Source organism: Nocardia sp. NPDC003482, assembly GCF_053588115.1.
Map to the genome: position 1 here is coordinate 279968 of NZ_JBSFPI010000002.1, position 13581 is coordinate 293548.

The 13581-nt window shown below is 70.3% G+C and carries 5 protein-coding genes; 3 read left to right on the forward strand and 2 right to left on the reverse strand.

Translation table 11 applies throughout. The features are described from left to right. Window positions 1-48 precede the first annotated feature (48 nt). The 3 genes from pks13 (at window position 49) to ACWDSJ_RS04455 (ending at window position 6968) form a co-directional block, all read left to right on the forward strand. A complete protein-coding gene (gene pks13, locus ACWDSJ_RS04445; protein WP_450029201.1) occupies window positions 49-5145 on the forward strand; it encodes a polyketide synthase Pks13 in 5097 nt (1698 codons plus the stop codon). Beyond that, window positions 5142-6686 (forward strand): acyl-CoA carboxylase subunit beta, encoded by a 1545-nt coding sequence (locus ACWDSJ_RS04450; RefSeq protein WP_450029202.1) that lies wholly within the window; start codon window positions 5142-5144, stop codon window positions 6684-6686. Before pks13 ends, ACWDSJ_RS04450 begins: the two co-directional genes overlap by 4 nt. 81 nt (window positions 6687-6767) lie before the next feature. Beyond that, window positions 6768-6968, forward strand: coding sequence for a DUF5988 family protein (locus ACWDSJ_RS04455; RefSeq protein ID WP_387358695.1), 201 nt, complete (start codon window positions 6768-6770; stop codon window positions 6966-6968). Here the strand turns inward: ACWDSJ_RS04455 and ACWDSJ_RS04460 are convergent, their stop codons facing one another. Then, window positions 6969-10283: an arabinosyltransferase domain-containing protein gene (locus tag ACWDSJ_RS04460; protein ID WP_450029203.1), complete on the reverse strand. Its 3315-nt coding sequence runs from the start codon at window positions 10281-10283 to the stop codon at window positions 6969-6971. 68 nt (window positions 10284-10351) lie between these two features. Beyond that, on the reverse strand, window positions 10352-13579 hold the full coding sequence (locus ACWDSJ_RS04465; protein ID WP_450029437.1) for an arabinosyltransferase domain-containing protein: 3228 nt from the start codon (window positions 13577-13579) through the stop codon (window positions 10352-10354). Window positions 13580-13581 lie beyond the last annotated feature (2 nt).

The following is a 13581-nucleotide window of genomic DNA, read 5'->3' on the forward strand; positions in this document are numbered from 1 at the left end:
GCCGATCCCCGTCGCTCCACCCCCACCCCCAGGTAGCTTGAGGAATTGATGGCTGACAACGAGGGCACCCAGACGACCGAGACCGCCGCCGACGCAGTGGAGGCGGTCGCCGACAAACCGGGCACCGATATGTCGGTGGCCGACCTGCGTGAGTGGTTGCGCCGCTGGGTCGCCGAGGCGACCGGCCAGCCCATCGATCAGATCACCGTGGACCGGCCGATGGAGGAGTTCGGCCTGGCCTCGCGCGATGCCCTCGCCCTCGGCGGCGACATCGAGGACCTCACCGGCGTGATGCTCAACGCCACGATCGTCTACCAGCATCCGACGATCGCGTCGCTGGCCGAGCGCATCATCAACGGCGAGCCCGAGGTCGCCGAGGAGGCGGTGGACGAGGCGTTCTACACCGCGGGCTATCAGCCGGGCCAGGCGCACGACATCGCGATCGTGGGGCTGGCCACCCGGCTGCCCGGGGCGGGGGACACCCCCGAATCCACCTGGGAGTTCCTGATCAATCGCGGCGACGGCATCCGCGAACGGCCCGAGGGCCGCTGGTCGGAGTTCACCGCCGAACCCGAACTGGCCGAGGTCATCGCGCAGGCCAACACCCGCGGCGGCTACCTCGACCAGGAGGTGGTGAAGGGTTTCGACGCGGAGTTCTTCGCCATGTCGCCGATCGAGGTCGAGCGGGTCGATCCGCAGCAGCGGCTCATGATGGAGCTGACCTGGGAAGCGTTGGAGCACGCCAGGATTCCGGCCAACGAGCTCAAGGGCAAGCCGGTGGGGGTGTACATCGGGTCGTCCGGCAACGATTTCATGTTCCTGGCCGCGATGTCGGCTGGGGCGCAAGCGGATTCGGACACCCCGGCGTCGGCGTCGGCCTACGGCATCATGGGCAGCGTCTCGTCCATCATCCCCAACCGCGTCTCCTACTTCTTCGACTTCCGCGGCCCGTCGGTCTCGGTGGACACCGCGTGCTCGTCCACGCTGGTCGCCGTGCACGAGGCGGTGCAGGCGCTGCGCGCCGGCAATGCCGATCTCGCCCTCGCGGGCGGGGTGAACATGTTGATCGCGCCGTTCGCCACCCTCGGCTTCGACGCCAACGGCGCGGTCGCCAAGGACGGGCACATCAAGGCGTTCTCCGCCGACGCCGACGGTATGGTCCGCTCCGAGGGCGGCGGCCTGGTGGTGCTCAAGCGCCTGGCCGACGCCGAACGCGACGGCGATCGAATCCTGGCCGTCATCAAGGGTTCCGCGGTCAACAACGACGGCCGGTCCAACGGCCTGCTCGCGCCGAATCCCGACGCGCAGGCCGAGGTGCTGCGCCGCGCCTACCGGGACGCCGGAATCGCCCCCGGCAGTGTGGATTACATCGAGGCGCACGGCACCGGCACCCTGCTGGGCGACCCCATCGAGGCGGACGCGCTCGGTCGCGTCGTCGGTCGCGGGCGGCCCGCGGACCGGCCCGCGCTGCTGGGGTCGGCCAAGTCCAACTTCGGTCACCTGGAATCGGGCGCGGGCGCGGCCAGCCTGGCCAAGGTGATCATGTCGTTGCAGCACAACGTCATTCCGCCGAGCATCAACTACACGGGCCCCAACCCCTACATCCCCTGGGACCAGGCGCACCTGAAGGTCGTCGAGGAACCCACCGAATTCCCCCGCTACAGCGGCACCGCCACCATCGGCGTCTCCGGATTCGGCTTCGGCGGCACCAACGCCCACCTGGTCATCCAGGAATACAAGCCCGCCCCCGTCGCCCCCGAGGTCCCCGAAACGGCCACGGAGGCAACCGATCTCGACAACGAGACCACCGATGTCGTCGCCGACGCCGAGGCGATCCTGGTGGCGGAGGCCCCCGAACCCGAATGGACCGCCGAGCGCACCGATCCGCTCCCGGTGATCCTCCCGGTCTCCGCCTACCTGCCCTCGCGCCGCCGCCGCGCCGCCGCCGATCTGGCCGACTGGCTGGAATCCGAAGCGGGACAGAATGTTCCGCTCGCGGCCGTCGCCCGCTCGCTGGCCAAGCGCAATCACGGCCGCTCCCGGGCCGCGGTGCTGGCCACCACCCGCGAGGAGGCGATCACGGGCCTGCGCGCGCTCGCCGCCGGGAAGCCCGGCCAGGGCGTGTTCACCGCCGACGCGCCCGCCGTGCGCGGACCCATGTGGGTGTTCGGCGGGTTCGGCTCGCATCACCGCAAGATGGGCAAGAAGCTCTATCTGGAGAACTCGATCTTCGCCCGCACCGTCGACGAGGTCGACGAGCTGGTGCAGGACGAGGCCGGGTACTCGGTCAAGGAGATGATCCTCGACGACGCCCAGGACTGGGACGTCGGCACCTCGCAGGTCGGCGTGTTCACCATCCAGGTCGGCCTCGCCGCGCTGCTGCGCGCGCACGGCGCGGAACCCGAAGCGGTGGTGGGACATTCGCAGGGCGAGGCCGCGGCCTCCTACGTCTGCGGCGGCATGAACCTCGAGGACGCCGTGCGCGTCATCTGCGCCCGCTCCCGCCTGATGGGCGAGGGCGAGGCGATGATCACCGACGACGAGGTCCGCAATATGGCGCTGGTGGAGTACAGCGCCGAGGACATCGAGAAGGTCATCGCCGACTACCCGGATCTCGAGGTCGCGGTGTACGCCGCGCCGACCAACACCGTCATCGGCGGCCCGCCGGATCAGGTGCAGGCCGTGGTCGCCCGCGCCGAGGCCGAGGGCAAATTCGCCCGCGTGCTACAGACCCGCGGTGCCGGGCACACCTCCCAGATGGACCCGCTGCTGGGCGAATTGGCCGCCGAACTCGCGGGCATCGAGCCGGGCCGCCCGACCGTCGACCTGTACTCGACGGTGCACAAGTCCGCGATCTACCGCGCGGGTTCGGATCCGGTGCACGACGTGGACTACTGGGTGGCGAACATGCGCCGCCCGGTGAACTTCACCTACGCCATCCAGGCTGCGGTGGACAACGGCATCACCACCTACCTGGAGATCGCCCCGCATTCGGTGGCGCTGATGCAGGTGCTGGGCACCACCTTCGCGGCCGGTGTGCACAATGCCGCGCTGATCCCCACGCTCAAGCGCAAGGAGGACGACTCCGCCAATATCGTCTCGGCGCTGGCGCAGCTCTACGTGCAGGGTCATCCGGTGGATCTGTCCTCGCTGCTGCCCGCGGGCGACTACGCCGACGTGCCGCGCACGGCGTTCCTGCGCAAGGAGTACTGGCCCACCGTGAGCGTGGCCGCGGGTTCCGGCACCGGCCGGGTGCCCGGCGCGCATGTGGCGCTGCCCGACGGCCGCCACGCCTGGGAGGTCGCGGCCACCGCCGTCACCGATCCGGCCGCTCTGGTCCACGCCGCCGCGACGCAGGTGCTGTCCGATGTCACCGTCGGCGCGTCCATCACCCACGCCCCCGTTCCGGCCGCGGGCACCCTGACCACCACCCTCACCCCGCATCCGGGCGGCGCGTCGGTCCAGGTGCACGCCAAGGAGGGCGCCGGTTTCCGGCTGCTGTTCGACGCGGTGATCACCTCGGGCGCACCGCTGCCGGAGTCCGCGCCGAGCGCCCCCGCCCCGGCGACCACCCCGGTCACCGAACCCGCGGTCACCGAATCCTTCGGTGAGCGTTGGGATCCCGCGAGCGGTCAGACCGTCGAGGACCGCCTCGCCACCATCGTCGCCGAATCCATGGGCTATGCCGTGGAGGACCTCCCGATGGAGATCCCCCTCATGGAACTGGGTCTGGACTCGCTCATGGCCATGCGCATCAAGAACCGCGTGGAATACGAGTTCGACATCCCGCAATTGCAGGTCCAGGCCGTGCGCGACGCCAGCCTGCACGAGGTCGCCAAGGTGCTGCGCTACGCCATCGAGCACCGCGACGAGATCCGCGCGATGGCGGAGAAGCAAGCGGCCGAGGGCGGTTCGCTGACCGTGGACGACGACTTCGTGGCCGCCGCGCGCGCCGCGATGGAGGCGGGCGAGGATCCGGCCGCCGCGGTGCGGGCACAGGCCGAACAGGCCGCGCAGACCGAGACCGAACCCGTTGCCGCCGAACCGGATTCGGCCGAGGGCGACAACGTCCCGCCGCGCGACGCCGCCGAACGGCTCACCTTCGGCACCTGGGCGATGGTGACCGGAAAGTCCGCGGGCGGCATCTTCACGCCCCTGCCGAGCCTCGACGAGGACACCGCCCACAAGCTGGCCGAGCGGCTGTCCGAACGCGTCGGCGCGACGATCGATGTGGCGGCGGTGCGCGACTGCGGAACCATCGAGCAGCTGTCGAATGTCGTGCGCGAACACCAGGACTCCGGCGGCGATGTCGACGGTTTCGTGCGCACCCTGCGCCCGCGCGCCGAGGGCTCGAATGCCGTGCCGGTCTTCGTGTTCCATCCCTCCGGCGGCAACACCCTGGTCTACGAGCCGCTGCTGCGCCGCCTGCCCGCCGACACCCCGATGTACGGCTTCGAGCGGGTGGAGGGCTCGATCGAGGAGCGGGCGCGGCAATACGTTCCCGAGATCCGCAAGCTCCAGCCCGAGGGGCCGTACGTGTTCTACGGCTGGTCGCTGGGCGCGGTGCTGGCGTTGCAGGTCGCCCAGCTCATGCGCGCGGAGGGTTCGGACGTCCGCCTGGTCGGCCTGATCGATCTGGCGCTGCCGACCCAGCTCGAGGACAACAGCCCCGAGGAGCGGTTCCGCCGGGTCAAGCGCTATCAGGACTTCGCCAAGAAGACCTACAACGTGCCCGGCGAACTCGACGAGGAGCAGCTGCGCGAACTGGCCGACGCCGACGACGACGAACAGGCCCAGATCGTCATGGAGCTGGTCAAATTCGCGGGCGCGCAGATTCCGGGCGGCGTGCTCGAACATCAGCGCACCTCCTGGGTGGAGAGCCGCGAACTCCAGAAGGTGCAGCCCTCGCGCTACGACGGCGACACCGTGCTCTACCTCGCCGACCGGTACCACGACGGCATGATCGAACTCGAGCCGCGCTACGCCGACCGCCGCCCCAACGGCGGCTGGGACGAATTCATCCCCAATTTGGAGGTCGTGCGCATCCCGGGCGATCATCTCCAGATCGTCGACGAGCCGCGCATCGCCACCATCGGTGCCGACCTCACCCGCAAGCTCGCGGACATCGGGAAGGGAGACAAGTGAGTACGACCGCCGAGAAACTCGCCGACCTGCGCAAGAAGCATGAGCTCGCGCAGGAACCGGCGGGGGAAGCGGGGGTGGCCAAGCGGGCCCGCAAGGGCATCCCCTCGGCCCGCGAGCGGATCAACATGTTGTTGGATCCCGGCACCTTCGTGGAAATCGGTGCGCTCGTGCGCAATCCGGGCGACAAGAACGCCCTCTACGGCGACGGCGTGGTGACCGGGCACGGCATGGTCGACGGCCGCCCGGTCGCCGTGTTCTCCCACGACCAGACCGTCTACGGCGGTTCGGTGGGGGAGATGTTCGGCCGGAAGGTGGCCGCGGTCATGGACTTCGCGGCCAAGGTCGGCTGCCCGGTGGTCGGCATCAACGACTCCGGCGGCGCGCGCGTGCAGGAGGCCGTGACCTCACTGGCCTGGTACGCCCAGATGGGCCGCCGGCAGGAGCCGCTGTCGGGGCTGGTGCCGCAGGTGTCGATGATCCTGGGCAGCTGCGCGGGCGGCGCGGTGTACGCGCCGATCAACACCGACGTCGTGGTCGCCACCGAAGAGGCGTACATGTTCGTCACCGGGCCCAAGGTGATCCGCGAGGTCACCGGCGAGGACGTCTCGCTCGAGGAGCTCGGCGGCGCGCACAGCCAGGCCGAGTACGGCAACATCCATCACGTCGCCAAGGACGAGCAGGCGGCGTTCGACTGGGTCCGCCACTACCTGAGCTATCTGCCGTCGAGCTGCCAGGAACTGCCGCCGATCGTGAATCCGGGAATGGAACCCGAGATCACCGACAGCGACCTCGAACTCAACGGCATCGTGCCCGACTCCGACAACGCCGCCTACGACATGCACGAGATCCTGCTGCGGATCTTCGACGACGGCGACTTCCACGAGATCGGCGCGCAGGCCGGGCTCAATGTCATCACCGGCTTCGCGCGGGTGGACGGGCGCAGCGTCGGCGTGGTCGCCAATCAGCCGATGGTCTACGCGGGCGCGCTGGACGCGCGGGCCTCCGACAAGGCCGCGCACTTCGTGCGGATGTGCGACGCGTTCGAGATCCCGCTGGTGTTCGTCGTCGACACGCCCGGCTTCCTGCCCGGCGTGGAACAGGAGAAGATCGGCGTCATCAAGCGTGGCGGCCGGTTCCTGTTCTCCTTCGTGGAGGCGACCGTGCCCAAGGTGACCGTGGTGATCCGCAAGTCCTACGGCGGTGGCTACGCCGTGATGGGCTCCAAACAGCTGGGCGCGGACGTGAATCTGGCCTGGCCGACCGCGCGCATCGCGGTGATGGGCGCGGAGAGCGCGGTGAGCCTGATCGGGCGCAAGCAGATCGAGGCCGCGCCCGAGGAGCAGCGCGACGCGATCCGCAAGCAGATGATCGACTTCTACAACACGACGGTGGCCACCCCCTGGGTCGCCGCCGAGCGCGGCTACATCGACGCCGTCATCGATCCCTCGACCACGCGGCTCGAGATCCGCAAGGCCCTGCATCTGCTGCGCGACAAGAAGATCTACCGCAATCCGCGCAAGCATCATCTGCTGCCGCTGTAGCGGCGACGGCGGCCGATCGCCGGGCGCGTGTCTTTCGCGGATTCGCCCGGCCGACCGGTCGCCGTGTGAGAGCCTTCAGCTATGGGTAGCTCACCGAAGGCCGTACTAGAGGGCGGGCCCGCCGACCTGCCGCAACGGATCGTGCCGATCACCCCGCCGGGCATCGAACTGCGCGTGCGGTTCAACGGCGGGTACGAGCGCTTCAGAGTGACCCCGCGGTGGCAGGAAACCCCGGAGGGTTCCCTGCCCGTCTACGAGTGGTGTGCCCGCGTCGAGCACTGATCAGAACACCCGCATCCGACCCGGCGTCCAGAATCCCGAACGGGTGGTGGTACCGGTCTCCACCCGGGCGGGCCGGGCGTCGGTGTAGTACCGGTCGTAGCGTTCGAGCGAACCCCAGTCGCGCGCCCAGTCGTCCTTCAGATAGGTCGGGACGGTCGTCGCCCCGGCCAGCATGTTGGCGAAGCCGAGCGGGCCGCCGAACTCCTCGGCCTGCCAGGTGTCGGTGGAGCTGACCGCCAGCGGCCGGTCCGGTTTGATGCGATAGCCGGGCATGGTCGCCACGCCGTCGCGGTGCAGGAACGGCTGCTGGCACGGGAATTGCAGGCCGACCGCCCAGTCCTCGAGCACCTGCTGCTTCGAGCCCAGGAAGTCGTTGAGCGACACCAGCTTCGGCACCCGCGGCGGGGTGAAGGCCAGCCACTGGTCGCCGATGAGCACATTGCGGTTGGCTACGATGCGGACCGCGTCGGCGTCGGGCGACAGCTCCGCGAGCGGCACCCGCAGATTGCGCCACGAGGGGGCCGGGCCGATATCGCGCGGCACGTACTTGCCCTCGGCGGTCACGCTCCCGTCGGGCTGCCGCTTGCCGTACTCCAGTTGCAGATCCTGGCCGTACTGCATGGCCCCGGTCTGGTCGAAGGACAGGATGCGCCCGGCGGCCGAGATCACCACCAGCGGCGCGTCGTCCGACCGCGCGGGCAGTCCGTACCAGCTCGAGGTGAGGTGCGCGGGCTGCTGGATGCCCTGCTGGTAGCTGCCCAGGACCGGGGTGGTCTTCGGGTTCAGACCGAACGGCAGCGCCACGGTGCTGCCGTTGACCCCGGCCTCGGCGATGGTGCCGCCGCCGGTGCCCGCGTTCTGGCCCTCGGCGAAGTTGGCGCCCACCGACTGGTTGGAGGTGTTGCCGGTGCCCGGCTTCACCTCGACCGAATCGGCCTTCAGATCGGTCGGCACGCCGTTGGGGTCGAAGCCGGTCGGGTCCGCGCCCGCGAGCGGGTCGTCGTTCTTCGGCGGATTCGCGGGATCGATGATCGGGGTCAACCGGCCCGCGTTCGGATCCGCCTCCACCAGAACGTCATTGGCGAGCCCGCACGAATTGCCGCCCAGCGCATCGAAATTCGAGCGGGCCAGCGAGTACGCCGGGTACTGGGTGGCCGCGCCCTTCACCAGCGACAGCACCTCGAAGGCCACCATGAGCGCGGCGATCACGGTCAGCGGGATGGCCGCGAACCGGCGAATCCGCCTGCCGCGCGCGGTCTTCGGGCTCGCGGGCGGTTTCGTGTAGTCCTCGCGCAGCGCCTGCCAGGCGACCAGCGCCAGCGCCAGGCCGAACAGGATGAGCACGATCGTGTTGGACTGCCGGCCGTGCAGCGAGACGGTCTTGTCGAACCACGGCACGCCGTAGCTGGACACGTACCAGTAGCCGTTGATGCCGGAGAACGTCAGCGCCAGCACGAACAGCAGCGCGGCCAGGAAGACCGTGCGGTTCTTGCGCGACCGCAACGCCGTCGCCGACACCGCCACGGCCGTCACCGCGGCCAGCGAACCCGCCACGCCCGCGTAGGCGCCGAAGTGGTGGGTCCACTTCGTCGGGTTGAACATCATGAAGAAGATCGTCCCGAACACCACGCCGATGAGCCGCCACGCCGGACCGCTGGAGATGCCCGGCACCCGGCGCCGCCGCAGCAGCACCAGCGCGGTGGTCACCAGGCACAGGATCATCACCAGGAAGGCGAACCGGCGCGACACCGAACCGTCCACGGTCTGCACGAACAGGTAGTAGTACCGCAGATAGTCCTCGTACCAGGCCAGATTGGGCCCGGTCACCTGCCGGACGCGATTGGCCTCCTGGATCCCGGCGAAGGTCTGATCGGTGTAGACGGCGGTGAGCACCAGGAATCCCGCGGCGGCGATGGGCGCCAGCAGCGGTAGCGACGATCCCCACATCGTCGCGAAGAAGCCGCTGCGCGCCTGCGCCGCGGCCGCCCGATGCCGCCGCACCACGATCCGCACCAGCGGCCGGATCCCGGCGAGCAGCGCGGCCACGCACATCAATCCGGTCGGCGCGGCGGCCAGCGTGAACGCCGCCACCAGCACCGCCACCGCCGCGGGCAGCAGCCGCCCGGTGGCGATGGCCCGTTCGATGGAGACCCAGGTCAGCAGCGCGCCCAGCGCCACGATCGGCTCCGAGCGCAGGCCGTTGTCGTAGGGCAGCCAGAACGCCAGGAAGACCAGCCCGCCGGTCCACAACGCCACGTTCGAGTTCCGCACGCCGCGCCCGAGCCGGGGCACCACCTCGCGGCTGATCACCAGCCAGCACAGGATCGCGCACAGCGTGGCGGGGATCCGCACCCAGAAGCTCGCGGTGGAGACCTGCGCGAACAGCTGGATCACGTAGTAGTACCAGCCGAAGGGCGCCTCCGGCACGCCGTACCAGCGGAAGTAGTTGGCCAGATAGCCCGCGTGCGGCGCGACCCGGACCATGGACAGGATGTAGCCGTCGTCGGAGGTGTTGGCACCCACGAAGTGCCACAGCAGCAGCGTGCCGATCACCGCGCCGTCGGCCCAGGTCGGCTTCAGCCAGTGCGCGGGCAGGACGCGCCGGTGGCCGCGGCCGTCGCTGGTGTCGAGCCGGGCCAGCGCGCCGAGCGCGAGCAGCGTGCACAGCACCGCGACGATCATCGCGGTGAGCTTGATCCAGGTCGGCGTCGAGGTGAAGCGGGTGTCGACGGTCATGTGGAACGACAGCCCGGCCGGGGCGGGGCCCTTCAGATCGGAGAAGACGCCGACCACCTGCGGCCGCAGGTCACCGTTGAGGGTGCCCTCGACCCCGATGCCCTCGAACGCGGCGTGCGTGCGCTGGATGTCGGAGGCGATGGTGATCGCGGTGCAGTCGCCGATCTGCGACCGCTTCGCCGACGCCACGATGGCGTTGCGGTCCATGACGTCCACCGAATCCGGGGTGATCCGGACGAACAGGCCCTCCAGCGCGGCCCGATCGCCCTGCGGCGGCGCGGTGTTGAGCACGATGCCCTGCGGCAGCTGCGCGACGAGCGAGCACGGGATGGACGCGGACAGGTCGATCGGGACCTGCGCCATCAGCGGCGCCTCGACGTTGCCGATCGTCCCGCCCTGCGGCCAGTTCACCTCGGCCGTGGTCTGCTGGACCGGCAGGAACGGCGTCGCGAGCGCGCACAGCGCACCCAGCAGACCCGCGACCAGCGCGATCAGGCGAGCGGTTCGGAAATCCCGCGGTGTCGCCGGGCTGGCGGCGGCCCTCGGTTCGGTCAAGACAACGGTTGCGGCGTCGGGCACGGTTGGTGATGTTATCTGCCCGTCCTGTGAGTGACCGCCTTCACTGGGCACCTCGACGCCGCATCCTGTTACCGGGCCTTGATGGGACCGTCCTGCGCCCAGCCCCAGCGGTTCTCCACCCGCACGCCGACGGTGGCCGGGCCGGTGCCGGACACGTACGGGGTGAACCGTTCCAGCGAACCCCAGTCCCGCCCCCAGTCGTCGTTCAGGTACGCGGGCACGGTCCGGGCGGAGAGCAGCAGGCCGGTCCAGCCGAGCGGACCGCCGCCGATGTCGTCCTGCCAGGCGTTGGAGGCGTCGGAGCCGACCCGGTCGGGCAGGATGCGCCAGGCCGGGACCTCGGCGACCCCGTCCTTGTGATCGAACGGCCGCTGACACGGGAAGGCCAGGCCGACGTGCCAGTCCTCGAGTACGGGGGCCGCGCGCCCGACCACCGAATCCAGCGTGGCCAGCCGGGGTACGCGCGGCGGGGTGACCGCGAGCCACTGCTTCGGAGTGAGATCGGCGGCGACGGCCACGATGCGAACGGCGTTGGCGTCGGCGGGGATTCGATCCAGCGGCACCCGCATGTTCCGCCACGACGGGCCACCGCCGATGTCCAGCGGCACGAACGAGCCCAGTGCCCGCTCGGTGCCGTCGTCGTCGCGATGCGCGAATTCGACGCGCAGATCCTGACCGTAGGTGACCACCCCGTCCTTGTTCACCGACTTGATCCGCCCCGCCGCGGTCACCACGAGCAGTTTGCGCGCGGCGTCGGCGCGGGCCGCGGCCAGATCCAGGCGGTACCACTGGGAAGTGAGGTGGGCCTGTCGCTTGTCCTTGGTGACGTAGCTGCCCAGCACCGGGGTGCGGGCCGGATCCAGGCCGAACGGCAGCGCGACCGTGCTGCCGTTGACGCCGGGCCGGTCCACGGTGCCGCCGCCGGTGCCCGCCTGGGTGGTGTTGGTGGTCTTGTTCTCCGATTTGCTGTCGATGGAATTCGCGCCGCCGCTGACGGTCTCCTCCGCGTCGGCGGTGAGGTCGCTCGCCACCCCGTCGGGGGTGAAGCCGACATTCTCGGCGGCCAGGCCGTCGGCGTCGGAGCCGGTGTAGGGGTGCAGCAGCGAATCGGCGGTATCGGTCTCGACCAGCACGTCGTCGGCCAGCCCGCACGAATCACCGCCCAGCGCACGGATATTCGATTTCGCGATCGAGTACGCCGGGTACTGGGTGAGCGCGGCCTTGCCCAGCGACGCCACCTCGAACAGCACCATGACCGCGGCCGCGACGGTCAGCGGCTCGACGGCGAACCGGTCGAACCGCCTGCGCCCCTCGGCCTTTCGATACGGTTCGCGGTAGTAGCGCCAGGCCGCGAACAGCAGGCACAGCACGGCCAGCCCGAGGAACAGCGTGGACAGGCCCTTCCCGGCGATCACCGGCGCCTTGTCCCACCACGGCACCCCGTAACTGGACACGTACCACCAGCCGTTGGACCCGGTGAAGGTGATCGCGAGCAGGAAGAACACCGCCGCCGCGAACAGCGAGCGATTGTAGGGCGCGCGAATCCCGTTGACGCCCACCGCGATCGCGGTCAGCGCGGCCAGCGATCCGGCCAGCCCCGCGTACACGCCGAAGTGATGGGTCCACTTGGTGGGCGTGAACATCATCAGCAGCAGCGACATGAACACGATGCCGAGAATCCGCGCCGAGGGCCCGCGCGAGGTGCCCGGCACCCGCCCGCCCTTGCGCAACATGACCAGCACGCACACGCCCAGGCACAGCAACATGCCCAGAATGCCGAACCGCCGCGCCAGCGAGCCGTCCGGCGACAGCATCAACAGCGAATCCCAGCGCGTGCGTTCGTCGAACCACGCCACGTTCGGGCCCACGAGGGTGCGCACCCGCGTCGCCTCCAGCACCGAGGCGAGCGTCTGATCGGCGAAAACGACCACCAGGACCAGGGTTCCGGCCGCGATCCCGGGCGCCAGCGCCGCGCCGTACCGCAGGACCGCCGACCCCCGGCCGAGCCGGGCCCGAGAGATGATGTGCCGCAACACCGGTCGCGATCCGGCGATCAGGGCCGCGAGACAGATCAGTCCCGTCGGCCCGGCCGCGAGCGAGAAGGCGGCGATCAGCACGCCGAGCGCGGCGGGCAGCAGCCGCCCGGTGGCGATCGAGCGTTCGACGGCACACCAGGTGAGCAGCGCGCCGAGCGCGATCAGCGGTTCCGGGCGCAGGCCGTTGTCGTAGGGCAGCCACGCGACCAGGAACACCAGCCCGGCCGTCCACCGCGCGACCGAGTCGCGGCGCACCCGGGAACCCAAGCGCGGCAACACCTCCCGGCTGATCACCAGCCAGCACGCCACCCCGGCCAGCAGCGCGGGCAGCCGCATCCACGGGCTCGAGTCGCTGACCCGGGTCATCCACGCCAGCACCTCGTACGGCCAGCCGAACGGCGCCTCCGCGACCCCGAACCAGCGGTAGTAGTTCGACATGTAGCCCGAATGCCGCGACGCGCGAGCCATGTTCAGGATGTAGCCGTCGTCGGAGGTGTTCGCGCCGATCACATGCCACAGCAGCAGCGTGCCCAGCACCACCGCGTCGGTGAGGGTGAACCGCCACCAGTGCGCGGGCAGGAATCGCCGCGCCCGGCGGCCGTCGGCGGTGTCGACGAGATGCAGGCAGCACAGCGCGATCAGGGTGAACAGCACCGCGCCGACGATCGCGGCGAGTTTGAGCCACGACGGGCTCGACGAGAACCGCGAGTCGATGTCCGCGTGCAGTCCCGCGTCGCCGAGGCGCGCCCGATCCAGATCGGTGAACACGCCGACGATCTGGGGCCGCACATCCCCGCCCACGGTCGAGGTGAACGGGGTGCCGTCGCGGCGCTGCACGCCGGTCAGCTCCGCGGTCGTGGCCGTCGCCGTGGACACCACCGACAACCGGTCGCAGCCGCCGACCTCGGTGAGCGACGCGGACACCAGCGGAATGTCGCGCAGCAGCACCGACAGCGTCCGGTCCGCGCCCGGATCGCCGGTCACCTTGGCCACCAACCCCTTCGAGGTCGCGTTCGGCGCGGTGGGGGCGACGGTCGCGAGGACCGTGCCGGACGGCAGATCGCGGAAGGCGGCGCACGGCACCGACGCCCGCAGTTCCAGCGGAACGTAGGAGACCAGCGGCGCGTCCACGTTCACCGCTCCCGGCTGCGGCCAGTCCAGACTCGCCCGATCCTGCCGCACCGGCAGCAGGGGCGTCAGCACCGCCAACAGGATGCCGAGCACCCCGGACACGAGGGCGATCAGGCGGACACGGGCCATCC

Bases quoted from the DNA above. Each gene is read 5' to 3' on its own strand.
- pks13 (WP_450029201.1), top strand. From the start codon at position 49: ATGGCTGACAACGAGGGCACCCAGACGACCGAGACCGCCGCCGACGCA.
- ACWDSJ_RS04455 (WP_387358695.1), top strand. From the start codon at position 6,768: ATGGGTAGCTCACCGAAGGCCGTACTAGAGGGCGGGCCCGCCGACCTG.
- ACWDSJ_RS04465 (WP_450029437.1), bottom strand. From the start codon at position 13,579: ATGGCCCGTGTCCGCCTGATCGCCCTCGTGTCCGGGGTGCTCGGCATC.